The organism is Pseudomonas sp. c313 (assembly GCF_055407145.1).
Genome location: NZ_JBUZRD010000003.1, coordinates 115,495 through 138,606, shown reverse-complemented (window position 1 = coordinate 138,606; position 23,112 = coordinate 115,495). Strand labels below are relative to the sequence as shown.

Genomic DNA, 23,112 nt, shown 5'->3' with positions numbered 1-23,112 from the left:
AGGAGGGCTCTGAATGAAAATGCTCCCGCTACAAGCCGCCATTGCCGCTGCGCTGTTGAGCGTTGCGATCGGCATTTCGGCCAAACCGCTGGTGGTCTGTACCGAAGCCAGTCCGGAAGGTTTTGACCCGGTCCTGTACACCACGGCAGTCACCGCTGACGCCGCGGCAGAAACCGTCTTCAACCGCCTGGTGGACTTCAAGCCCGGCACCACCGAAGTGGTCTCGGCCCTCGCCAGTTCCTGGGACATCAGCGAGGATGGGATGCAGTACACCTTCCACCTGCGCAACGACATCAAGTTCCACACCACCGACTACTTCAAACCCACGCGCAACATGAATGCCGACGACGTGCTTTGGAGTTTCCAGCGTCAGCTGGACCCGAAACACCCGTGGCACGCCAAGTCCAACGTGGGCTACCCGTACTTTGAAAGCATGGGCTTCAAGGAACTGCTCAAGAGCGTAGAGAAGACCGACGATCACACTGTCGTTTTCACCCTGACGCGCCGAGAAGCACCGTTCCTGGCTGACATTGCCATGGCCTTCTCTTCGATTCACTCCGCCGAATACGCCGACCAGTTGCTCAAGGCCGACAAGACCGCCGACCTCAATAGCAAGCCCATCGGCACCGGCCCATTCATCTTCACCCGCTACGCCAAGGACGCCCAGGTGCGCTTCAAGGCCAACCCGGAGTACTTCCGTGGCAAGCCACCAGCCGACCCGCTGATCCTGGCCATCACCACCGACAGCAACGTACGCCTGCAAAAACTCAAGGCCAACGAGTGCCAGATCGCGCTGTACCCCAAGCCCGATGACGTGCCAAACGCCAAGGCAGACCCGAACCTGAAAGTCGCGGAACTGGCGGCCATGACCACCAGCTACACCGCCATGAACACCACCCACAAATACCTGAGCGACGCACGGGTGCGTCACGCGATCAACATCGCGTTCGACAAAGAGGCCTACACCGACGCGCTGTATGGCAAAGGCAACGCAGTGGTCGGCACGGGGCCTTACCCGAACACGTTGCTGGGCTTCAGCGACAAACTGAAAAACCCTCCCCGCACGCCCGCAGAGCTGGACAAGGCCCGCGCCCTGCTCAAGGAAGCTGGCGTGCCTGAAGGTACCGTGCTGACGCTGTTTACCCGCAACGGCGGCGGCCCGACCAACCCCAACCCATTGCTCGGCGCGCAAATGATGCAGTCGGACCTGGCGCGTATCGGCCTGAAGATCGATATCCGCGTCTTTGAGTGGGGCGAGATGCTCAAACGCTCCAAAGCAGGCGAACATGACCTGATGTCGGCCGGCTGGGCAGGTGATAACGGCGACCCGGACAACTTCCTCACCCCAAACCTGAGTTGCGAAGCAGCGAAAAACGGCGAAAACTACGCACGCTGGTGTAACCAGGAGTTTCAAGACTTGATCGACAAGGCCCGCGCAGGCACTGAACCGGCGGTACGGGCTGAACTCTATGAACAAGCACTGGACGTTTTCGCCAAGGACCAACCATGGATTCCCATGGCTTACCCGAAAATGTTCACCGCCATGCGCAAGAACGTCGAAGGTTTTATTCAAAGCCCTCTGACTACAAATAACTTCGCCACCACCCAGGTGAAGTAGATAAGAAACGCTCGGCACCGTCGACCTGGACGGTGCCGAACCTGCCTAACCGGCTGATTGAGGTGCACAACAAGATGTTTAGTTTTATTGCCCGCCGATTGGGGTTGTTGATCCCCACGTTCTTCGGCATCACTTTGCTGACTTTCGCGTTGATTCGCATGATTCCTGGCGATCCCGTAGAGGTCATGATGGGCGAACGCCGCGTCGACCCCGAGATGCACGCACAGGCAATGGAACGCCTTGGTTTGAATAAACCGTTGTATGCGCAATACCTGGACTACGTCGGCAAACTCGCCCAAGGCGACCTTGGCGAATCCCTGCGCACCCGTACCAGCGTGTGGACCGAGTTCACCGCCCTATTCCCTGCGACCCTGGAACTGTCCCTGGCCGCCCTGTTGTTCGCCGGCATCCTTGGGCTTTTAGCCGGGGTGATCGCGGCCCTGAAGCGAGGGTCCCTGTTCGACCACGGGGTGATGGGCATCTCCCTGGCGGGATATTCGATGCCAATCTTCTGGTGGGGCCTGATCCTGATCATGTTCTTTTCCGTGAGCCTGGGCTGGACCCCGGTGTCCGGGCGTATCGACCTGCTCTACGACATCGAGCCGCGCACCGGTTTCATGCTGATCGATACCCTGTTGGCTGACGAGCCGGATGCGTTCTGGGATGCCCTCCACCACCTGATCCTGCCGGCCATCGTGCTCGGCACTATCCCGCTGGCGGTGATCGCGCGGATGACTCGCTCCTCGATGCTCGAAGTGCTGCGCGAAGACTACATCCGCACCGCCAGGGCCAAAGGCCTGTCGCCGGCGCGCGTAGTGTTCGTCCACGGTCTGCGCAACGCGCTGATCCCGGTACTGACGGTGGTCGGCCTGCAAGTCGGCACCCTGCTGGCCGGTGCGGTCCTGACCGAAACCATCTTTTCCTGGCCCGGCATCGGCAAGTGGCTGATCGAAGCCATTGGCGCACGGGACTATCCCGTGGTGCAAAACGGCATCCTGTTAATCGCCTGCCTGGTGATTATGGTGAACTTCGTAGTGGACATCCTCTACGGCTTCGCCAACCCACGCATCCGTCACCAGCGCTGAGATCATGACCATGAGCACACCAACTCCATCGGTAGCAGTCGATCAAAGCCTGCTGTATCCGTCCCCGTACAAAGAATTCTGGCAAGCCTTCTCCCAGAACAAGGGCGCTGTCGCCGGCCTGATGTTCATGATCGTGATCGTGTTCTGCGCGCTGTTCGCCCCTTGGGTCGCACCGCACAACCCGAGCGAGCAGTACCGTGACTTCCTGCTGACCCCGCCATCGTGGCTCGAAGGTGGGCAGATCCAGTTCCTGCTGGGCACCGACGAACTGGGCCGTGACTTGCTGTCCCGCTTGATCCAGGGTTCGCGCCTGTCCTTGCTGATCGGCTTGTCGTCGGTCGTGATGTCGCTGATCCCAGGGATCCTGATGGGCCTGTTCGCCGGGTTCTTCCCGCGCCTGCTGGGCCCGACCATCATGCGTTTGATGGACATCATGCTCGCCCTGCCGTCGCTGCTGCTGGCCGTAGCCATTGTCGCCATCCTTGGCCCTGGCCTGATCAACACCGTGATCGCCATTGCCATCGTGTCCCTGCCGTCCTATGTCCGCCTGACCCGCGCCGCAGTGATGGGCGAACTGCATCGTGACTACGTGACTGCCGCCCGCCTCGCCGGCGCTGGCCTGCCGCGCCTGATGTTCATCACCGTGCTGCCTAACTGCATGGCACCGTTGATCGTCCAGGCGACCTTGAGCTTTTCCTCGGCGATTCTCGATGCCGCAGCGTTAGGCTTCCTCGGCCTTGGCGTACAACCGCCAACCCCTGAGTGGGGCACCATGCTGGCTTCGGCTCGCGACTACATCGAACGCGCCTGGTGGGTCGTGAGCCTGCCTGGCTTGACCATTTTGCTCAGCGTGCTGGCAATCAACCTGATGGGCGACGGCCTGCGCGATGCGCTGGACCCGAAACTCAAGAATGCCGCCTGAGGAGATTCCCATGTCACTGCTAGAAATCAAGAATCTCAATGTCCGCTTCGGCGACAAGACCGCAGTCCCAGTGGTCGACGGCCTCGATATTAGCGTCGACAAAGGTGAAGTATTGGCCATCGTTGGCGAGTCGGGTTCGGGTAAATCCGTGACCATGATGGCGCTGATGGGCCTGATCGAGCACCCCGGCATCGTCACCGCCGACGCCCTGAACTTCGACGGCAAGGACATGCTCAAGCTGAGCAACCGCCAGCGTCGGCAAATCGTCGGTAAAGACCTGGCCATGGTGTTCCAGGACCCGATGACCGCCCTGAACCCCAGCTACACCGTGGGTTTCCAGATCGAAGAAGTGCTGCGCCTGCACCTCAAGATGTCCAGTAAACAAGCCCGCAAGCGCGCCATCGAACTGCTGGAAAAGGTGGAAATCCCTGGCGCCGCCAGCCGTATGAACGCCTACCCGCACCAGCTGTCCGGCGGCATGAGCCAGCGTGTGGCGATTGCCATGGCCATTGCCGGCGAGCCGAAACTGCTGATCGCCGATGAGCCGACCACCGCGCTGGACGTGACTATCCAGGCGCAGATCATGGAGCTGCTGCTGGCCCTGCAAAAAGAACGGAACATGGGCCTGGTGCTGATCACCCACGACCTCGCAGTCGTGGCTGAAACCGCCCAGCGCGTGTGTGTGATGTACGCCGGCCAAGCCGTGGAAGTCGGGCAAGTGCCTGGCCTGTTCGACGTACCCGGCCACCCGTACAGCGAAGCATTGCTGGCGGCGATTCCGGAACACAGCATGGGCGCCGCCCGGCTGTCGACCTTGCCGGGCATCGTGCCCGGTCGTTATGACCGTCCACAAGGTTGCCTGCTGTCGCCGCGCTGCCCTTACGTTCAGGACAGCTGCCGTCAGACTCGTCCAGGTCTGGACCCTAAAGCCCACAGCCTTGCGCGCTGCTTCTACCCCTTGAACCAGGAGGTGGCGTAATGGCCGTCGTTCTTACCGCCCGCGACCTGACCCGTCACTACGAAGTGTCCCGTGGCCTGTTCAAGGGCCACGCCCTGGTGCGCGCCCTTAATGGTGTGTCGTTTGAGCTGGAAGCCGGCAAAACCCTCGCCGTGGTGGGCGAATCCGGTTGCGGCAAATCCACCCTCGCTCGCGCCCTAACGCTGATTGAAGAACCATCCTCCGGTTCCTTGAAAATCGCCGGCCAGGAAGTCACTGGCGCCGACAAGGCCCAGCGCAAGCAGCTGCGTAAAGACGTGCAGATGGTGTTCCAGAGCCCTTACGCCTCGTTGAACCCACGGCAGAAGGTCGGTGATCAGCTCGGCGAGCCGCTGCTGATCAACACCAACCTATCGGCCGCCGAGCGTCGGGAAAAAGTCCAGGCGATGATGAAGCAAGTGGGCCTGCGCCCTGAGCATTATCAGCGCTACCCGCACATGTTCTCTGGTGGCCAGCGCCAGCGGATCGCCCTGGCCCGGGCGATGATGCTGCAACCCAAGGTGCTGGTGGCGGATGAACCGACCTCGGCACTGGACGTCTCGATCCAGGCCCAGGTGCTCAACCTGTTCATGGACCTGCAGCAGGAATTCAACACCGCCTACGTGTTCATCTCCCACAACCTGGCGGTGGTGCAGCACGTCGCCGACGACGTGATGGTGATGTACCTCGGCCGCCCGGTGGAAATGGGCGCGAAGAACGACATCTATGAGCGCCCGCTGCACCCCTACACCCAGGCGCTGTTGTCGGCCACACCGACCATCCACCCGGACCCGAACAAGCCGAAGATCAAGATCGTCGGCGAGTTGCCCAACCCGCTCAACCCGCCGTCCGGCTGTGCGTTTCACAAGCGCTGCCCGTACGCCACCGAACTGTGCAGCACCGACGAGCCCGCCTTGCGCGAACTCGATAATCGCCAGGTGGCTTGCCACTACGCGGAGCAGTTTGTGGCCTAACCGATCATGCCCTGGGGTTCAGTCCAGAGCATTGCTTGAATTTTACAGCCCTTCTCGTCGGATTGCGCATCAGCCCGGCGAGAGGGGCTTTCTTTTGCCTGCCGTCTACGTCTGGCTATCGCCCTCATAACTGTCATCGGTATCCGGCTCTTCGGTGGTGGTGTCATCATCGTCGGCACTTCCACCTTGGCCCTGATCTCCGCCTTCAGACTCCGATTTGGCCAGCTGCAAGCCACTGCCCTGCTCATTCTGCACTGCTGAGAAGCCTCCATTGCCTCCATACACCGGGTTGTGCGCCCAAGCCGTCGACATCCCGAGGCACAACAACACCAGCACTTTGATCAACAACACGAATCGTTGAAAAATACTCATGGTCGATTCCGTCCAGTCAGTAGGTAAATCCCGCACGACAGTCGTTTACCGCCGCAAGCTTTGACGCTAGTCCCGATATGAGGTTTTCGCCAGATAATTGAGCCCCCCGCGGAGCGCAAAAAAAGGGCGAAGCCATAACAGCTTCGCCCTTTCATTTACCGCTCAGACCTTAATGGTGTTCGCGGGTCGCACGGAATTTCACATCCGGCCAGCGCTCTTCCATCAGCGCCAGGTTAACCCGGGTCGGGGCCAGGTAGGTCAGGTGACCGCCGCCATCGATGGCGAGGTTTTCCACAGCCTTGATCCTGAACTCTTCGAGTTTCTTCTTATCGCTGCAATCGATCCAGCGCGCCGAGTACACGGTGATTGGCTCGTAGGAGCACTCGACCTTGTATTCCTCTTTCAAGCGGCTGGCGACCACATCGAACTGCAGCACACCGACGGCGCCGAGGATGATGTCGTTGCTGCGCTCGGGGAAGAACACCTGGGTCGCGCCCTCTTCCGCCAATTGCTGCAAGCCCTGACGCAGTTGCTTGGACTTGAGCGGGTCGCGCAGGCGCACGCGCCGGAACAGTTCCGGCGCAAAGTGCGGGATGCCGGTAAAGCTCAGCGCTTCGCCTTCGGTGAAGGTGTCACCGATCTGGATAGTGCCGTGGTTGTGCAAGCCAATGATGTCGCCGGCGAACGCTTCTTCCAGTTGCTCACGCTCGGAGGAGAAGAAGGTCAGGGCGTCGCCGATGCGCACGTCCTTGCCGGTGCGCACATGGCGCATCTTCATGCCTTTTTCGTATTTGCCGGAGCAGATGCGCATAAAGGCAATACGGTCGCGGTGTTTTGGGTCCATGTTCGCCTGGATCTTGAACACGAAGCCGGCGAATTTCTCCTCCACCGGTTCCACGGTGCGCTCGTTGGCCACTCGGGCCAGCGGCAGCGGCGCCCAGTTGACCACGGCGTCGAGCACGTGGTCGACACCGAAGTTACCCAAGGCGGTGCCAAAGAACACCGGGGTCAGCTGACCGTCGAGGAATTCCTGCTGGTTAAACTCGTGGCAGGCGCCCTGCACCAGTTCCAACTGATCGACAAAGCGGTCGTACTCGTCACCCAGGTGGGCGCGGGCTTCGTCGGAGTCGAGCTTCTCGATGATTTTCACATCGGTGCGCTCGTGGCCGTGGCCGGCGGTGTAGACAAGGATGTAGTCGTCCGCCAGGTGGTACACGCCCTTGAAGTCGCGGTAGCAACCAATCGGCCAGGTGATCGGCGCAGCCTTGATCTTCAGGACGGCTTCGATCTCGTCCAGCAGCTCGATGGGGTCGCGGATGTCGCGGTCGAGTTTGTTGATGAAGCTGATAATCGGCGTATCACGCAGACGGCAGACATCCATCAGGGCGATCGTCCGTGGCTCAACGCCTTTACCGCCGTCGAGGACCATCAGTGCCGAGTCGACCGCGGTCAGGGTGCGGTAGGTGTCTTCGGAGAAGTCTTCGTGGCCCGGGGTGTCGAGCAGGTTGATCATGTGGTCGCGATACGGGAACTGCATGACCGAGGTGGTAATGGAAATACCACGCTGCTTCTCCATTTCCATCCAGTCTGAGGTGGCATGGCGGTCGGATTTGCGGGATTTCACCGTGCCGGCCACTGCGATTGCCTTGCCCATCAGCAACAGCTTCTCGGTGATGGTGGTTTTACCGGCATCGGGGTGGGAAATAATAGCGAAAGTGCGGCGTTTCGCGACTTCGGCGGCCTGGTGGGTCATGGGAAATCGCCTGGCAGGTGAGTCAAAAAAGGGCGGCGAGTATAGCGCAAACCTAGGCCCACGGACCACCGCTCACCCGGTTGCAGTGACTTCAAGGGTGGCTAATTACTGCTAAATATGGAACCTTTTAAAAGGTAGAGACGTCCACTCCCCTGTACCGCACTCATTACCAGGGGCTGAAAAATCAGCAAGTTAGCCTGACGAGGCTGCGCTCATGGCTCGACCTCACGCCGTTTTGCCGGCGTTGGCGAGCTGCTTTTCGCACACACATTACCGGCAGCCAGGAATGGCATTGCCGCACGGTAGTGTGCGTGCCGACTGAAATAAAGGAGTCCGCCTGTGGCTATTCGCTATGGCAAAGGGCTGATAGGAGGAGCGGTTGTCGTCGCTCTCCTGGCCCTGCTGGTCCACTGGATTGGCATCAACACGATCGAACTGTACCGCGACGATTTGTTGTTTTACCTGCAAGCTCACCTGATTCTCGTCCTTGTTTCCATGCTGGCCGCCCTGATTGTAGGGATTCCCGCCGGTATCCTGCTCAGCCGACCGAACATGGTCGGGCGCGCAGAACGCTTCATGCAGATCTTCAACATCGGCAACACCGTCCCTCCCCTCGCCGTACTGGCCATTGCCCTGGGCGTGCTGGGCATCGGCAGCGGTCCTGCGATCTTCGCCCTGTTCCTCGCCTCATTGCTGCCCATTGTGCGCAACACCTATGAAGGCCTGAAAAACGTCCAGGGCTCCCTGAAAGAAGCCGCCGTCGGCATCGGCATGACCCCGCGCCAGGTGCTGTTTCGCGTCGAGTTGCCCAACGCCGTGCCGATCATCATCGGCGGCGTGCGCGTAGCGCTGGCGATCAACGTCGGTACCGCGCCCCTGGCCTTCCTGATTGGTGCCAACAGCCTGGGTAGCCTGATTTTCCCCGGCATTGCCTTGAACAATCAGCCGCAACTGCTGCTCGGCGCCGCCTGCACCGCGCTACTGGCATTACTGCTCGACGGTCTGGTGACCATGGCCAGCCGCCTCTGGCTGGAACGCGGAGTGCGTGCGTCTTAAGGCTTGGCAAAGGAACCAACATGAAAAAACTGACTTTGATACTAAGCTGCGTCCTGCTGTTTGCAGGGATTGCGCAAGCCGCTGAAAAACCAGTGATCCGCATCGGCGCCCGGGTGTTCACCGAACAGACCCTGCTTGCGGAAATAACTTCCCAGTACCTGCGCACCAAGGGTTACGACACCCGTGTGACCGGCGGCCTGGGCAGCAACCTGGCGCGCAGTGCCCAGGAAAGTGGGCAACTGGACCTGATCTGGGAATACACCGGCGTGTCGCTGGTGGCCTACAACCACGTTGACGAGAAACTCGACAGCGAGCAGTCCTACGCCAGAGTGAAAGAACTCGATGCGAAAAAAGGCCTGGTCTGGCTATCGCCGTCGAAATTCAGCAACACCTATGCGCTGTCGCTGCCAGAGAACGTGGCCAAGCAATACCCGCAGATCAACACCATCAGCGACCTGACCAAAGCCCTCGCCGAAAAAACCAGGGAAAACCGCCTGGTGGCCCTGGACACCGAGTTCACCAACCGTTCCGACGGCATGGCCGGCATGGTCAAGCTGTACGGCATGAACCTGACCCGCAAAAACACCCGGCAAATGGACGCGGGCCTGGTTTACACCGCCCTGCGTAACGGCCAGGTGTTTGCCGGTTTGGTCTACACCACTGATGGTCGCCTCAATGCCTTCAAATTGAAGCTGTTGGAAGACGACCTGCATTACTTCCCGGACTACACCGCAGCGCCCGTGGTGCGTCAGGTTTATCTCGATGCCCACCCGCAACTGGCCGCAGATCTCAAGCCGCTGGCAGCGCTGTTCGACGACCAGACCATGCGCCAGTTGAATGCGCGGGTCGACGTCAATCATGAAAGCCCGTCCGCCGTCGCCGCAGATTTCCTGCGCCAACATCCCATCAACTGAGGAGAAGATATGGAATTTCTGAACGCCTTTTCCCATCTTGATTGGACACAGGTCCTGCACCTGACCTGGCAGCACATCACCCTGGTCGGCATCGCGGTCATTCTCGCGATCGTCGTGGGCGTGCCCCTGGGCGTGCTGATGACCCGCTTCCCGACACTGGCCGGCCCGCTGCAAGCCAGCGCCACGGTGCTGCTGACCGTGCCGTCCATCGCCCTGTTCGGCCTGCTGCTGCCGTTCTACTCCAAGTTCGGCCAGGGCCTGGGGCCGATGCCAGCGATCACCGCCGTGTTCCTCTATTCCCTGCTGCCGATAATGCGTAACACCTACCTGGCCCTGACCGGCGTCGAGCCAGGCATCCGCGAGGCGGCCAAAGGCATCGGCATGACCTTCAGCCAGCGCCTGCGCATGGTCGAACTGCCCATCGCCGTGCCGGTGATCCTCGCCGGTGTGCGCACCGCCGTGGTGATGAACATTGGCGTCATGACCATTGCCGCCACCATTGGCGCCGGTGGCCTGGGTGTACTTATTCTGGCTTCCATCAGCCGCAGCGACATGTCGATGCTGATCGTTGGCGCCGTACTGGTCAGTCTCCTGGCCATCTTCGCCGACCTGCTTCTGCAATGGCTGCAACGCACGCTGACTCCAAAAGGACTGCTCAAATGATCGAACTTCAAAACCTGACCAAGACCTTTCAAAGCAACGGCAAGACCATCACCGCCGTTGATTCCGTGAGCCTGACCGTCAACGAAGGCGAAATTTGCGTATTCCTCGGCCCCTCGGGCTGCGGCAAGAGCACCACGTTGAAGATGATCAACCGCCTGATCAAACCCACGTCCGGCAAGATTTTTATCAACGGCGAAGACACCACCGACCTGGACGAAGTGACCCTTCGTCGCAACATCGGCTATGTGATCCAGCAGATCGGCTTGTTCCCCAACATGACCATCGAAGAAAACATCGTGGTGGTGCCCAAGCTCCTGGGTTGGGACAAGCAGAAATGCCATGACCGCGCCCGTGAGTTGATGAGCATGATCAAGCTCGAACCCAAGCAGTATCTGCACCGCTACCCACGTGAATTGTCCGGTGGCCAGCAGCAGCGAATCGGCGTGATCCGCGCCCTGGCGGCCGATGCGCCGTTGCTGCTGATGGATGAGCCGTTCGGCGCGGTCGACCCGATCAACCGCGAGATGATCCAGAACGAATTCTTCGAGATGCAACGGGCGCTGAACAAAACCGTAATCATGGTCAGCCACGACATCGACGAAGCCATCAAGCTGGGTGACAAGATCGCCATCTTCCGCGCTGGCAAGCTGTTACAGATTGATCACCCGGACACCCTGCTGGCCCACCCTGCCGACGAATTCGTCAGCAGCTTTGTCGGCCAGGACAGCACCCTCAAGCGCCTGTTGCTGGTGAAGGCCGAGGATGCGGCGGATAACGCACCGTCGGTAAGCCCGGAAACGCCAGTGGCCGACGCCCTGGAATTGATGGACGAACACGACCGTCGCTACGTGGTGGTGACCGATGGCGAGAATAAAGCCCTGGGCTTTGTGCGTCGTCGCGACCTGCACCGCAAGACCGGCACCTGCGCGCAATTCCTGCAGGAATTCAACGCTACCGCAGCGTACGACGAGCATTTGCGCATCCTGCTATCGCGCATGTACGAGTTCAACCGCTCGTGGTTGCCGGTGATGGATGCCGAGCGGGTGTTCCTCGGTGAGGTGACTCAGGAGTCGATTGCCGAGTACCTGAGCTCCGGCAAGTCGCGTGGCGGCAAGACCAGCATTGTTTCGCCAGCCGAGACTGCGTTGGCCTGATCCTCCCTTTGTGTAAAAGCCCTACCTGTGGCGAGGGAGCTTGCTCCCTCGCCACAAAAGCCCTTCAAATCTCCCTTCCCGGGGAACATCAATCCGTCATGCCTGTCGGTTACATAAGTAGCTGCACATGCCCACACGACGAGCGCGTGTAAAAACGCGACATTTTTAGTTGATCTCAAGCCCCTCAAGTCCTAAAGTTCGCGCCGAACGTCCATGCTGGAAACGATCCATCCGGCTCAAGTACTGACGACGAGACAGCAAGGCCAAGGGAAGCGGTTGATCTCATGGCCTTTTTTGCTTTCGGCGACATGCCTTGGGAAGTAGGCGAACCAAAGTGGGGATACGGAGGACGTTCATTTGCACCCATTGATCAATCTAGTTTGCCAGTAGGAGTTCCCAGCATGTCGATTAAGGTCGAAGACTATTACGCGCGCGAAACCTTCCAGAAAATGAAGGCCTTCGCCGATACGCAAGAAACCCCGTTCGTGGTGATCGACACCGCGATGATCAGCCAGGCCTACGATGACCTGCGTGCCGGCTTCGAGTTCGCCAAGATCTACTATGCAGTCAAGGCCAACCCGGCTGTCGAAATCATCGACCTGCTGAAAGAGAAAGGCTCCAGCTTCGACATCGCTTCGATCTACGAGCTGGATAAAGTGCTGGCCCGTGGCGTCAGCGCCGACCGTATCAGCTATGGCAACACCATCAAGAAATCCAAGGACATCCGCTACTTCTACGAGAAGGGCGTGCGCCTGTTTTCCACCGATTCCGAAGCCGACCTGCGCAACATCGCCAAAGCCGCACCGGGTTCGAAAGTCTATGTACGTATCCTTACCGAAGGCTCGACCACCGCTGACTGGCCGTTGTCGCGCAAGTTCGGCTGCCAGACCGACATGGCCATGGACCTGCTGATCCTGGCCCGCGACCTGGGCCTGGTGCCGTACGGCATCTCCTTCCACGTCGGCTCGCAGCAGCGCGACATCAGCGTGTGGGACGCGGCGATCGCCAAGGTCAAAGTGATCTTCGAACGCCTGAAGGAAGAAGACGGCATCCACCTGAAGCTGATCAACATGGGCGGTGGCTTCCCAGCCAACTACATCACCCGCACCAACAGCCTGGAAACCTACGCAGAAGAAATCATCCGCTTCCTCAAGGAAGACTTCGGTGATGAACTCCCGGAAATCATCCTGGAACCGGGCCGTTCGTTGATCGCCAACGCCGGGATCCTGGTCAGTGAAGTGGTACTGGTCGCCCGTAAATCCCGTACCGCCGTCGAGCGTTGGGTGTACACGGACGTGGGCAAGTTCTCTGGCCTGATCGAAACCATGGACGAATCCATCAAGTTCCCGATCTGGACCGAGAAGAACGGCGAGATGGAAGAAGTGGTCATCGCCGGGCCTACCTGCGACAGCGCCGACATCATGTACGAAAACTATAAGTACGGTTTACCGCTGAACCTGGCGATTGGTGATCGGATGTACTGGTTGTCGACCGGTGCGTACACCACCAGCTACAGCGCAGTGGAATTCAATGGGTTTCCGCCGTTGAAGTCGTTCTACCTGTAAGAGAAGCAGCGGCAAGTTTTAAGCTGCAAGAGGAAGCCCATGCGTGTCATGGGCTTTTTTGTGGGCCTAGGAAAGCTCTGTCGAGCGTCGCTGGTAATCCACAGCCATTGCCCGAATCTGCGGATCATTGGCGGCAGACAATGCGTTGTAAGCCACCCGCAAAAATTTCAGATTCCCGCCCGCCAGTGCCTTGCGCAACCATTCCAGCGCTGCATCAATCTGGCCTCGGTCAGCCAACACCGCCGCGTAACTGAACTGCCCACGAAAATCCCCGCCTTGCGCTGATCGTCGATACCACTCAACCGCCGCATCCAAATCTCGGGGGCAGAACTGCCCTTCTTCCAGATAACGCCCAAGCAGGTTCATCGATTTGGCATGACCCAACTGCGCGGCCTGTCGATAACACGCCAGTGCTTGCTGTTGATCCTCGGCCTCACCGCGCCCCGTCGCCAGCAGGTTGGCATAGTTATACAAACCCCAATCAAGCCCGGCATCTGCGGCCTGGCGATATTCCCGCGCAGCCGCCACGGCATCAGCCGTGCAGCCCCAGCCATGCTCAAAACAGCGACCGAGCATATTGTGCGCCATCAAATGCCCACCTTGGGCCGCGATCTGAAACCAGCGCAACGCCAGTGCCTCATCGCGCTCAATGCCGCGTCCTTCCAGGAGAATCTGCCCCAGCAACGCCTGGGCATCCACCACGCCCTCCTTCGCCGCCATCAAAATCGCCTGGGCGGCGCGCACCGGGGATTCGTAGAGCATGGCCCGCAGTTGTTCACCGTCGAGGACCTCTTCACGGCGCAATTGAAAACCCATAGTCAGACCTCAACCCAGCGGCGCAACAGATTGTGATAGGTACCGGTGAGTTGTATCAGCGCCGGGTGGTCGGGCACATCCGTGGTCAGTTGCTGGATCGCACCGTCCATTTCGAACAGCAAGGTGCGCTGGCTGTCTTCGCGCACCAGGCTTTGGGTCCAGAAAAACGAGGCGTAGCGGGCGCCACGGGTCACGGCGTTGACCTTGTGCAGGCTGGAGCCGGGATACAACACCATGTCTCCGGCGGGCAGCTTGACCCGCTGTAGGCCGAAGGTGTCCTGGATTTCCAACTCACCGCCGTCGTATTCGTCGGGGTCGCTGAAAAATACTGTGGAGGAAAGGTCGGTACGCACCCGCTCATGGCTGCCCTTGGGCTGGCGCACGGCGTTGTCGATATGAAAGTCGAAACTGCCGCCAGCGGTGTAGCAGTTGAGCAACGGGGGGAAGACTTTGTGAGGTAACGCCGCAGACATAAACAGCGGATTTTTCCACAGGCGATCAAGCATCGCCGCGCCGATTTCCTGCGCCAGTGGATGGCCTTCCGGCAGTTGCAGGTTGTGTTTGGCCTTGGCCGACTGATGCCCGGCAGTGATTTTTCCATCGGCCCAATCGGCCTGCACTAGGGCTTCGCGGATGCGCAGCACTTCCTCGCGCGAGAACAGGCCGGGAATGTGCAGCAGCATGGGGCAATACCTGAAAGCATAGGATTGCTAATGGTAGTAATTCTTATTGCTTGTGTACAACCCCACTCCAGCCCAAAGGACGAACGAGATCGAAAAAACCGTAAGAAAAAAGTGCAAATAATGAAAATTAAGTGCGAATAGTAATGTATCGCAATTGATAGAAAGACTTTTTCAGCCTATATTCCGCGACCTCACATCCTTGGGGAAAGGACACGTCATGTCGCGCACACCTATAAAAATACCTGCCAGTTCACCGCGTTTACTGGCCTCGGCCATCGGCGTCGCCATCAGTGCCAGCTCTGCCGCCCATCTGGCGCAAGCGGCTGAAAACACCGAGCAGAAAAGCGAGCGCAACAGCATCTCCCTGGGCGCAACCAGCATCACCGGGCAGGAACAGGACGCGACGTCCTATCAGGTAGAGAAAGCCTCTTCGCAAAAGTACACCGCACCGCTGGTGGACACCCCGCGCTCGGTCACCGTGGTGCCGCAGCAAGTGCTCAAGGACACCGCCGCCACCTCGTTGCAGGACGCGTTGCGCACCGTACCGGGGATTACTTTCGGCGCCGGTGAAGGCGGTAATCCCCAGGGCGACCGTCCGTTCATTCGCGGCTTTGACGCCCAGGGCGACACCTACCTCGACGGCGTGCGCGATACCGGCGGCCAGAGCCGCGAGATCTTCGACATCGAGTCCATCGAAGTCAGCAAAGGTCCCAACTCGTCCTTTGGGGGGCGCGGTTCGGCCGGTGGCAGCCTCAATCTGGTGAGCAAGACCCCACAGGCGCGGGACTTCACCAATGGTGGCTTCACCTACGGTTCCGACCAGACACGCCGCTATGTACTCGACGTCAACCGCCAGTTCCTCGACAACGCCGCGTTCCGCCTGAACCTGCTGAGCCACGAACAGAACGTGGCCGGTCGCGACACCATCAACTACGACCGCTGGGGCGTGGCACCGTCGCTGACCTTCGGCCTGGGCACGCCAACCCGCGTCAACTTCAGCTACTACCACTTGGAAAGCAACGATCTGCCGGATTCGGGGATTCCATATGGCTACAGCTCGCCCACGGCAACCATCCACGGCCATGACAAACCCACCGACGGCGGTGACAGCAACAATTTCTACGGTTTGAAGGACCGCGACTTCCGCAAGACCCGCGCCGACATCAGCACGTTCTCCATCGAGCACGACCTGAACGACAACATGACGCTGAAAAACACCCTGCGTCATGGCAACACCGGGCAGGATTACATCCTCACGCAACCGGACGACAGCAAGCGCAACGTCAGCCAGTTCGGCACCGTGTGGCGTCGCGCCAACGCACGAGTGTCCACTACCGAAACCACCACCAACCAGACTGATCTGTTTGGCAGCTTCCAGGCCCTGGGTTTCAAGCACTCTTACTCCACCGGTCTTGAATTCACCGGCGAAGAAACCCGCGTCAGCGGCTATAACTTCGGCAACTCCAACAGCGCTCAAGTGTGTAACCCCGGGACCACGCCCAGCTGTACGTCGTTGAGCAACCCAAACCCAAGTGATCCGTGGAACAGCAGCATCGCGCGCAACTACAACGGGACCAATACCAAGGCCACCAGCCGCGCCGCCTACGTGTTCGATACCATCGAACTGGACCCGAAATGGCTGCTCAACGTCGGCCTGCGCTACGACACCTTTGACACCGTGGCCAACACCAATGCCGTGCCGACCGCCACCGTCAAGGCCCGCAACAAGATCAAGGACAACAGCCAGTTCTTCAACTGGCAGGCCGGCCTGGTCTGGAAGCCCCTGGAAAACGGCAGCATTTATACCTCTTACGCCACCTCGGCATCGCCTGCCGGCGGCCTGGTGGGTGAAGGCGCCGATGGCAACCCGCTGTCCGCCGGTGCCGCAGCCAGCGACCTGAAACCGGAAGAAACCGTCAACTACGAGCTGGGCACCAAGTGGGACGTGTTCCACGACCGCCTGTCCCTGACTGCGGCCGTATTCCGCACCGAGAAGAAAAACACCCGAATCCTGGTGGATTCCATGACCTACCAAAACGCCGGTGAGTCCCGCGTTGATGGTCTGGAGTTGTCGGCCAGCGGCAAGATCACCGACAAATGGCAGATGTTTGCCGGCTACAGCTACCTGAAAAGCGAGCTGGTAGACTCGGGCCTCAACGGTCGTAACGGCGTAGTCAGCGCTGGCTCCAACAAAGGCAACCAGATGCCCAACACGCCGAAGAACGCCTTCAGCCTGTGGACCACTTACGACCTGACACCAAAGCTGACCATCGGCGGCGGCGCGTTCTATGTCGACGAAGTCTACGGCGACGCGGGTAACACCGTGTACGTGCCGTCCTACACCCGCTACGACGCCATGGCCAGCTACAAGCTGACCAAGAACGTCGACCTGCAGTTGAACGTGCAGAACCTGACCGACAAGACTTACTACGACAAGGCCTTCGCAGCGCACTTCGCCAACCAGGCGGCCGGTCGTACGGCGATGTTGACCACCAGCTTCCACTTCTAAACCGGTAGAGCTATCTGCACAGAGCCCCACGCATCGAATGCGTGGGGCTTTTGCGTGTGCAACAGAATGCTTCTCGACAACCCACGGCATAATACGCGCCGTGATGAACCTATTCAGATGAACGAGGCAGTCCCACGTGTTGAAGAAAACCCTGTTCCAGTTGCATTGGTTCTTCGGCATTACCGCCGGGCTGGTGTTGGCGTTGATGGGGATCACCGGCGCTACGGTGTCGTTTCAGGATGAAATCCTGCGGGCGCTCAACCCGACCGTGCTGACCGTGGAAAAGCGTCCAGCCGGGGTGCTACCACCGGCTGAACTGGTGCGCACGCTGGAAGCCACTGAAAACAAGACCGTGTCCATGCTCTGGGTGGAAAGCGAAAGCGGCAATGCCGCCCGCGTGTTCTTCACCCCTCCGCCGGGCGAACGCCGTGGCCAAATGCGCTACTTCGACCCGTACACCGGCGACTACATGGGTGACGCCGTCGGCCAAGACTTCTTCGGCTTTGTACTGCAACTGCACCGTTTCCTGGCCATCGGCGACACCGGTCGGCAAATCACCGGCGCCTGCACCCTGATCCTGATTTTCTTCTGCCTTTCAGGCCTGTACTTGCGCTGGCCGCGTCAGGTGGCCAGTTGGCGCGCCTGGTTGACCCTGGACTGGCAAAAAAAGGGCCGCAGTTTTAACTGGGACCTGCACTCGGTGTTCGGCACCTGGTGCTTGCTGTTCTATTTATTGGCGGCGCTGACCGGCTTGTCCTGGTCTTACGAGTGGTACAGCCAGGGCCTGAACAAACTGCTGTCCGACGCCCCGCAAAACGAGCGGGTGCGCAATCGTGGCCCAGCGCCGGCAGGTCCCGCACCAACGGCCAACTACGAGGCCATGTGGAGCAGCATCTACAGCAACGCTGGCCCCGCCTTGAGCGCCTACAACATCCGCATGCCAGCCGTTGCTGGCCAACCGGCCACTGTCTACTACCTGTTAAACACATCGCCCCATGACCGCGCGCTGAACCAAATCACCCTGAACCCGGCCACCGGCGAGGTCCAGCGCCACGAACGCTACGCCAGCAAAAGCTTCAAGGCCCAATTGCTGACCAGCATTTATGCGCTGCACGTCGGCAGTTACTTTGGCCTGGTGGGGCGGATCATCCTGACCATTACCGCATTGTGCATGCCGCTGTTCTTTATCACCGGCTGGCTGTTGTACCTGGACCGTCGCCGCAAAAAACGCCAAGTGCGCGATGCCCGCCAAGGCCTGGGAGAAAACCGCAGTGACGCGCCGACCTGGCTGATCGGTTTCGCCAGCCAGAGTGGCTTTGCCGAGCAACTGGCCTGGCAAACCGCCAGCCAACTGCAAGCCGCCGGATTGCCGGTGAAGGTCCAGGCCCTTGGCAGCGTCAGCGAAGACGACTTGCGCCAGTCAGAACATGCGCTGTTTGTCGTCAGCACCTTCGGCGACGGCGAAGCGCCCGACAGCGCCCGTGGCTTTGAACGTAGCGTGCTGGGCCGAGACCTGCCCCTCAACGGCTTGAAATACTCGGTCCTGGCCCTTGGGGACCGCCAATATGAACACTTCTGTGGCTTTGCCCGACGCCTGCACTTCTGGCTGACCAACCAGGGCGGCACCCCGATGTTCGCGCCGATTGAAGTCGACGGCGGCGACCAGGAAGCCTTGCTGCGCTGGCAACACCAATTGGGCGAACTGACCGGCCATGCACCGACAGCAGCCTGGCCCACCGCCAGCTATGAAAACTGGAGTTTGAGCGATCGCACACTGCTCAATCCTGACAGCAGCGGCGCGGGTGTCTATTTGCTGGAACTGACCCCACCGCAGCCAAGGGACTGGCGGGCAGGCGATCTGGTAGAGGTGCTGCCGCGCAACGGCCCATGGGCCATCGAACATTTCCTTGAGGGCTTGGGGCTTGCCGGTAGCAACAGCGTGTTGGTGGACGGTCTGGCGCAACCTCTCGACCACGCCCTGGCCAGCCGTCAATTACCGGACAATCGTGCCCATCTGGTGGGCATGCATGCCCAGGCGCTGGTGGATGCGCTGGTGCCACTGGGCATGCGTGAGTATTCCATTGCCTCGATTGCCAGCGACGGCGTGCTGGAGCTGATCGTGCGTCAGGAATACCATCCCAATGGCCGCCTGAGCCTGGGTTCCGGCTGGCTCACGGAGCACGCGCCGCTGGGGGCGGCCATCTGCCTGCGTCTACGGCGCAACAGTGGGTTCCACCTGCCGAGCGAACCTGTGCCGCTAATTCTGTTGGGCAACGGCACCGGCCTGGCCGGGCTACGCAGCCTGCTCAAGGCTCGGATCGCCGACGGCCAACAACGCAACTGGCTGCTGTTCGGCGAACGCAACATCGCCCACGACTACCTCTGCCAGAAAGAGCTGCAAGGCTGGCTGGCCAGCGGAGACCTGGCCTTGCTGGACCTGGCGTTTAGCCGGGACCAGGAAGAGAAGATCTACGTTCAGGATCGCCTGCGGGAATCGGCAAATGTATTGCGCCAGTGGCTGGCGGACGGCGCGGCAATTTATGTGTGTGGGAGTTTGCAGGGGATGGCGGCCGGGGTGGATCAGGTGTTGGTGGACGTGTTGGGCAGTGAGGCAGTAGAGCGGCTCATTGAACAGGGCCGCTATCGCCGAGATGTCTACTAGCTGCTTGCTCCCACGTGGGAACGTGGGAACGTGGGAGCAATCCGCTAAACCGGCTGCAACTTCTGCTCAAATACCGACACCCCATCCAGGTCCCGCAAGATGACCGTCAGCTCCGCCGTCTGCCCATCAATCTGCACTTCACCGAAGAACTGAAACCCGGCGAACGGTGAGGTGTTTTGCGCCGGCGGCGCCTTTTCGAACACCACTTCGGGGCCAAAGGTTTTATCCAGCGGGTTGGGACCAAAACTGCCGGCATTCAGGGGGCCGGCGACAAACTCCCAGAACGGTTCGAAATCCTGAAACGCCGCCCGGTCCGGGTGGTAATGGTGCGCCGCGCAGTAATGCACATCCGCCGTCAGCCACACATGGTTGCGCACCTGTTGCGCGCGCAGAAACGCCAGCAGTTCGGCAATTTCCAATTCACGGCCCTGGGCCGGCCCCGGATCACCGTTGGCAATGGCTTCCCAGCGCGGTACGCCGGGGCTGACTTCGCCATCAGGCACGCCGAGGCCGATGGGCATGTCAGCGGCGATGACTTTCCATTGGGCTTTCGAGGCCTTGAGTTCACGTTTGAGCCAGTCCAGTTGCTCACGCCCAAGGAAGGGTTTCTCGCCCCCCAGGTTGTCATCGTTGGCCTCGCGGTAGCTGCGCATGTCGAGCACAAATACATCCAGCAGCGGCCCGTAGCTGAGCTTGCGATAGATGCGCCCGCCCTGGTCGGCGCCTTGCAGGCGCATCGGTGCATATTCCAGCCAGGCCTGGCGCGCACGGCCGACGAGAGTGTTGATGTCTTTGGTTTTATAGCGTTCGTCCAGTAGCTTGCCTGGCGACCAGTTGTTGACCACTTCGTGATCGTCCCACTGCCAGATCTGCGGCACCTCGGCGTTGAAGCGGCGGATATTTTCGTCCATCAAGTTGTAGCGGTAGTTGCCGCGATACTCATCCAGGGTTTCAGCGACTTTGCTTTTTGCTTCGGTGGTGAGGTTGCGCCAGATGCGCCCGCCTTCGGTGGGTAATTGCGCCGGTACCGGGCCGTCGGCGTAGATGGTGTCGCCGCTGTGGATAAAGAAGTCTGGCAAACGCAGACGCATGGCTTCGTAGATGCGCATGCCGCCAATATCCGGGTTGATGCCAAAGCCCTGGCCGACGGTGTCACCGCTCCAGACGAAGCGAATATCGCGACGCTGTTGCGGCACGCTGCGCAGGTGGCCAAACCAGGGTTCGCTGGCGACACCGGTCTGGGCATCTTCGAAGTACACGCGGTAGAAAATCGCCTGGTCGGCAGGTAAACCGCTCAGCTCGACGCGGGCGGTGAAGTCAGTGCGGCTGTCGGCCAGGGGCGAGACGAAGCGGCGCGGGTTACTGAACAGGCTGCGCGTGTCCCACTCCACCACCATCCGCGCCGGGCGGTCGCTGCGGCTCCAGATCATCGCCCGGTCGCCCAGCAAGTCGCCGGACTGCACGCCGTCGGTCAACTGCGGACGGTCCTTGACCGACGCAATTACCGCAGGTGCCAGGCCGGGCAGCAACAGACCGGCACCGACAGCCTGCATCACACGACGGCGACCGAGATTGAAGTGGCTCATGCAGGTTCCCTCGAAGATCAAAAGGGAAACTTAAGCACGGTGCCATGAAAGGGATGTGACAGTTCAAATGTGAACCGTCTTAGGCTTTAGCTGCTGCGACTGTCAGTTCCACCGTCTCAGGCCGTTTGATCAGCGCATACACCAGCCCCGTCACCAAGCTCCCGGCAATAATCGCCAGTAAATACAGCAACGCATGATTGATCGCATTGGGGATCAACATCACAAAAAAACCGCCATGGGGCGCCATCAGCTTGCAACCGAAGTACATCGACAAGGCACCTGTCAGCGCACCACCGGCGATGCTCGCCGGGATCACCCGCAGCGGGTCCTTGGCGGCAAACGGAATCGCACCTTCGGAGATAAAGCACATTCCCAGGATCAACGCGGCCTTGCCCGCCTCGCGCTCGGTCTGGGCAAACTTGCGCCGCGCCAGGAGGGTGGCGATGCCCATGCCAATCGGCGGCACCATGCCGGCGGCCATGGTCGCAGCCATTGGTGCGCCGCTTTGCGCGGCCAGCAGTCCGACCGAAAAGGCGTAGGCCGCCTTGTTGATCGGCCCGCCGAGGTCAACGCACATCATGGCGCCTAGCAGGATGCCCAACATCACGGCATTGGCGGTGCCCATGTTGCTGAGGAAATCAGTCAGGCCCGTGAGCATTTGCGCCACTGGCGGCCCCACCAGGTAAATCATCGCAAGGCCGGTAAACAGGCTCGCCAGCAAGGGAATGATCAAGATCGGCTTGAGGGCTTCAAGGCTTTGCGGCAAACGCACTGCATTGCTGATCAGCTTCACGCAATAACCGGCCAGGAAACCAGCGAGTATCCCGCCGATAAAGCCCGCGCCCAAGGTACTGGCCAGCAGGCCGCCGATCATGCCGGGGGCAAGGCCAGGACGGTCGGCAATCGAGTAGGCGATGTAGCCCGCCAACAGCGGCACCATCAGCATGAATGCCTGGTCGCCGACGGTTTTCAGCGCCGCCGCCAGGGTGCCCTTTTCCTCGAAGGCATGGATGCCGAAGACGAACGACAAGGCGATCAACAAACCACCTGCCACCACCATCGGCAACATGAACGACACGCCGGTCAGCAGATGCTTGTAGACCCCGGTTTTCTCGGACTTGGCCGTTGCGCCGCTGGCCGCGCTTTCCTGCTTGCCTTCGGCCAGCGCCTTGTTGAGGGTCGCTTCGGCCTGCTTCAAGGCGATGCCGGTGCCGCAGCGGTAGATTTTCTTGCCAGCGAAACGCTCGGTGGCTACTTCGATATCCGCCGCCAGCAGCACCACGTCGGCATCGGCAATGGCCGCAGGGTTCAGCGGCGTACGGGCGCCCACCGAACCCTGGGTTTCAACGTGCAGGTCATAACCCAGGCGCTTGGCTGCCTGTTGCAAAGCCTCGGCGGCCATAAAAGTATGAGCCACGCCGGTCGGGCACGCGGTGATGGCGACGATGCGTGGCACCTTGTTGGCCGCCACTGGCACGTCGGTCGCGACGTACACTTCGGCCTCTTCAGCGCCCCGGCGCAACACCGCTTCGACATCCTGCAACGCCTGGGCCGGAGTGCTCTGGAACACCCGCTTGCCGACGAAGCGCTGCATGTCCACGGCCGTGCTGCTGACCAGCAATACCCATTCGGCGGCGTCAATGGTCGACTGCGACAACTGGCGCTCCAGGTGCTGCTTATCCACCACCTCGACGCTGGTGCTCCAGCCCTGGCGCTGCGCGGCGGCGTCCAACAAACGGGCGCACAGCACACTGGTGACCATGCCATTCGGGCAGGCGGTAACAATGGCTAACTTCATGACAAA

The 23,112-nt window shown here is 60.3% G+C and carries 18 protein-coding genes; 12 read left to right on the top strand and 6 right to left on the bottom strand.

Translation table 11 applies throughout. From position 1 onward, the window contains the following. The first annotated feature begins 13 nt into the window (after positions 1 to 13). From ACZRKZ_RS10105 to ACZRKZ_RS10085, 5 genes are all read left to right on the top strand, one after another. Complete coding sequence (locus ACZRKZ_RS10105; RefSeq protein ID WP_463981532.1) at positions 14 to 1,618, top strand: ABC transporter substrate-binding protein; 1,605 nt, start codon at positions 14 to 16, stop codon at positions 1,616 to 1,618. Between the two features lie 74 nt (positions 1,619 to 1,692). Then, entirely contained in the window at positions 1,693 to 2,703 is a 1,011-nt protein-coding gene (locus ACZRKZ_RS10100) for an ABC transporter permease subunit (protein WP_463967221.1), read from the top strand. Positions 2,704 to 2,713: 10 nt separating this feature from the next. Next, positions 2,714 to 3,625, top strand: coding sequence for an ABC transporter permease subunit (locus tag ACZRKZ_RS10095; protein ID WP_133099929.1), 912 nt, complete (start codon positions 2,714 to 2,716; stop codon positions 3,623 to 3,625). Between the two features lie 10 nt (positions 3,626 to 3,635). Further along, positions 3,636 to 4,604: an oligopeptide/dipeptide ABC transporter ATP-binding protein gene (locus tag ACZRKZ_RS10090; protein ID WP_133099930.1), complete on the top strand. Its 969-nt coding sequence runs from the start codon at positions 3,636 to 3,638 to the stop codon at positions 4,602 to 4,604. Further along, positions 4,604 to 5,575, top strand: a complete 972-nt coding sequence (locus tag ACZRKZ_RS10085) for a peptide ABC transporter ATP-binding protein (RefSeq protein ID WP_149410842.1) — start codon at positions 4,604 to 4,606, stop codon at positions 5,573 to 5,575. Before ACZRKZ_RS10090 ends, ACZRKZ_RS10085 begins: the two co-directional genes overlap by 1 nt. A 105-nt stretch (positions 5,576 to 5,680) precedes the next feature. On the opposite strand, the gene ACZRKZ_RS10080 is transcribed toward ACZRKZ_RS10085, so the two are convergent. After that, on the bottom strand, positions 5,681 to 5,947 hold the full coding sequence (locus ACZRKZ_RS10080) for a hypothetical protein (protein ID WP_463981531.1): 267 nt from the start codon (positions 5,945 to 5,947) through the stop codon (positions 5,681 to 5,683). Positions 5,948 to 6,116: 169 nt separating this feature from the next. Continuing rightward, entirely contained in the window at positions 6,117 to 7,700 is a 1,584-nt protein-coding gene (locus ACZRKZ_RS10075; RefSeq protein ID WP_463967223.1) for a peptide chain release factor 3, read from the bottom strand. A gap of 339 nt (positions 7,701 to 8,039) precedes the next feature. On the opposite strand from ACZRKZ_RS10075, the gene ACZRKZ_RS10070 reads away from it, so the two are divergent. From ACZRKZ_RS10070 to ACZRKZ_RS10050, 5 genes are all read left to right on the top strand, one after another. Continuing rightward, positions 8,040 to 8,756 (top strand): ABC transporter permease, encoded by a 717-nt coding sequence (locus ACZRKZ_RS10070; RefSeq protein WP_149410839.1) that lies wholly within the window; start codon positions 8,040 to 8,042, stop codon positions 8,754 to 8,756. Positions 8,757 to 8,776: 20 nt separating this feature from the next. Next, positions 8,777 to 9,670, top strand: coding sequence for a glycine betaine ABC transporter substrate-binding protein (locus tag ACZRKZ_RS10065; RefSeq protein ID WP_463981530.1), 894 nt, complete (start codon positions 8,777 to 8,779; stop codon positions 9,668 to 9,670). Positions 9,671 to 9,679: 9 nt separating this feature from the next. Further along, on the top strand, positions 9,680 to 10,333 hold the full coding sequence (locus ACZRKZ_RS10060; RefSeq protein WP_133099936.1) for an ABC transporter permease: 654 nt from the start codon (positions 9,680 to 9,682) through the stop codon (positions 10,331 to 10,333). Then, a complete protein-coding gene (locus ACZRKZ_RS10055; RefSeq protein ID WP_463967227.1) occupies positions 10,330 to 11,487 on the top strand; it encodes an osmoprotectant ABC transporter ATP-binding protein OsmV in 1,158 nt (385 codons plus the stop codon). Before ACZRKZ_RS10060 ends, ACZRKZ_RS10055 begins: the two co-directional genes overlap by 4 nt. A 401-nt stretch (positions 11,488 to 11,888) precedes the next feature. Next, positions 11,889 to 13,052 (top strand): type III PLP-dependent enzyme, encoded by a 1,164-nt coding sequence (locus tag ACZRKZ_RS10050; RefSeq protein ID WP_463967228.1) that lies wholly within the window; start codon positions 11,889 to 11,891, stop codon positions 13,050 to 13,052. A 66-nt stretch (positions 13,053 to 13,118) separates the two neighbouring features. Here the strand turns inward: ACZRKZ_RS10050 and ACZRKZ_RS10045 are convergent, their stop codons facing one another. Together ACZRKZ_RS10045 and ACZRKZ_RS10040 are read right to left on the bottom strand one after the other, a co-directional pair. Further along, positions 13,119 to 13,868, bottom strand: a complete 750-nt coding sequence (locus ACZRKZ_RS10045) for a tetratricopeptide repeat protein (protein ID WP_463981529.1) — start codon at positions 13,866 to 13,868, stop codon at positions 13,119 to 13,121. 2 nt (positions 13,869 to 13,870) lie between these two features. Beyond that, complete coding sequence (locus ACZRKZ_RS10040) at positions 13,871 to 14,551, bottom strand: Fe2+-dependent dioxygenase (protein WP_463981528.1); 681 nt, start codon at positions 14,549 to 14,551, stop codon at positions 13,871 to 13,873. A 217-nt stretch (positions 14,552 to 14,768) separates the two neighbouring features. Between ACZRKZ_RS10040 and ACZRKZ_RS10035 the strand changes: the two genes are divergently transcribed. Further along, positions 14,769 to 17,060, top strand: a complete 2,292-nt coding sequence (locus ACZRKZ_RS10035) for a TonB-dependent receptor (protein ID WP_463981527.1) — start codon at positions 14,769 to 14,771, stop codon at positions 17,058 to 17,060. Positions 17,061 to 17,196: 136 nt separating this feature from the next. Further along, entirely contained in the window at positions 17,197 to 19,722 is a 2,526-nt protein-coding gene (locus tag ACZRKZ_RS10030; protein ID WP_463981526.1) for a PepSY domain-containing protein, read from the top strand. 44 nt (positions 19,723 to 19,766) lie between these two features. Here ACZRKZ_RS10030 and ACZRKZ_RS10025 read toward each other — a convergent pair whose 3' ends face one another. Both ACZRKZ_RS10025 and ACZRKZ_RS10020 read right to left on the bottom strand, forming a co-directional pair. Then, entirely contained in the window at positions 19,767 to 21,308 is a 1,542-nt protein-coding gene (locus ACZRKZ_RS10025; protein ID WP_463981525.1) for an alkaline phosphatase D family protein, read from the bottom strand. Positions 21,309 to 21,387: 79 nt separating this feature from the next. Beyond that, positions 21,388 to 23,106 carry a PTS fructose-like transporter subunit IIB gene (locus ACZRKZ_RS10020; protein ID WP_463981524.1) on the bottom strand — a complete coding sequence of 573 codons (1,719 nt, stop codon included), beginning with the start codon at positions 23,104 to 23,106 and terminating at the stop codon, positions 21,388 to 21,390. Between the last annotated feature and the right edge of the window lie 6 nt (positions 23,107 to 23,112).

What these genes read in the sequence shown, in the direction of transcription:
- ACZRKZ_RS10105 (WP_463981532.1), top strand. Translation starts at nt 14, where the DNA reads ATGAAAATGCTCCCGCTACAAGCCGCCATTGCCGCTGCGCTGTTGAGC.
- ACZRKZ_RS10100 (WP_463967221.1), top strand. Translation starts at nt 1,693, where the DNA reads ATGTTTAGTTTTATTGCCCGCCGATTGGGGTTGTTGATCCCCACGTTC.
- ACZRKZ_RS10095 (WP_133099929.1), top strand. Translation starts at nt 2,714, where the DNA reads ATGAGCACACCAACTCCATCGGTAGCAGTCGATCAAAGCCTGCTGTAT.
- ACZRKZ_RS10090 (WP_133099930.1), top strand. Translation starts at nt 3,636, where the DNA reads ATGTCACTGCTAGAAATCAAGAATCTCAATGTCCGCTTCGGCGACAAG.
- ACZRKZ_RS10085 (WP_149410842.1), top strand. Translation starts at nt 4,604, where the DNA reads ATGGCCGTCGTTCTTACCGCCCGCGACCTGACCCGTCACTACGAAGTG.
- ACZRKZ_RS10080 (WP_463981531.1), bottom strand. Translation starts at nt 5,947, where the DNA reads ATGAGTATTTTTCAACGATTCGTGTTGTTGATCAAAGTGCTGGTGTTG.
- ACZRKZ_RS10075 (WP_463967223.1), bottom strand. Translation starts at nt 7,700, where the DNA reads ATGACCCACCAGGCCGCCGAAGTCGCGAAACGCCGCACTTTCGCTATT.
- ACZRKZ_RS10065 (WP_463981530.1), top strand. Translation starts at nt 8,777, where the DNA reads ATGAAAAAACTGACTTTGATACTAAGCTGCGTCCTGCTGTTTGCAGGG.
- ACZRKZ_RS10060 (WP_133099936.1), top strand. Translation starts at nt 9,680, where the DNA reads ATGGAATTTCTGAACGCCTTTTCCCATCTTGATTGGACACAGGTCCTG.
- ACZRKZ_RS10055 (WP_463967227.1), top strand. Translation starts at nt 10,330, where the DNA reads ATGATCGAACTTCAAAACCTGACCAAGACCTTTCAAAGCAACGGCAAG.
- ACZRKZ_RS10050 (WP_463967228.1), top strand. Translation starts at nt 11,889, where the DNA reads ATGTCGATTAAGGTCGAAGACTATTACGCGCGCGAAACCTTCCAGAAA.
- ACZRKZ_RS10045 (WP_463981529.1), bottom strand. Translation starts at nt 13,868, where the DNA reads ATGGGTTTTCAATTGCGCCGTGAAGAGGTCCTCGACGGTGAACAACTG.
- ACZRKZ_RS10040 (WP_463981528.1), bottom strand. Translation starts at nt 14,551, where the DNA reads ATGCTGCTGCACATTCCCGGCCTGTTCTCGCGCGAGGAAGTGCTGCGC.
- ACZRKZ_RS10035 (WP_463981527.1), top strand. Translation starts at nt 14,769, where the DNA reads ATGTCGCGCACACCTATAAAAATACCTGCCAGTTCACCGCGTTTACTG.
- ACZRKZ_RS10025 (WP_463981525.1), bottom strand. Translation starts at nt 21,308, where the DNA reads ATGAGCCACTTCAATCTCGGTCGCCGTCGTGTGATGCAGGCTGTCGGT.
- ACZRKZ_RS10020 (WP_463981524.1), bottom strand. Translation starts at nt 23,106, where the DNA reads ATGAAGTTAGCCATTGTTACCGCCTGCCCGAATGGCATGGTCACCAGT.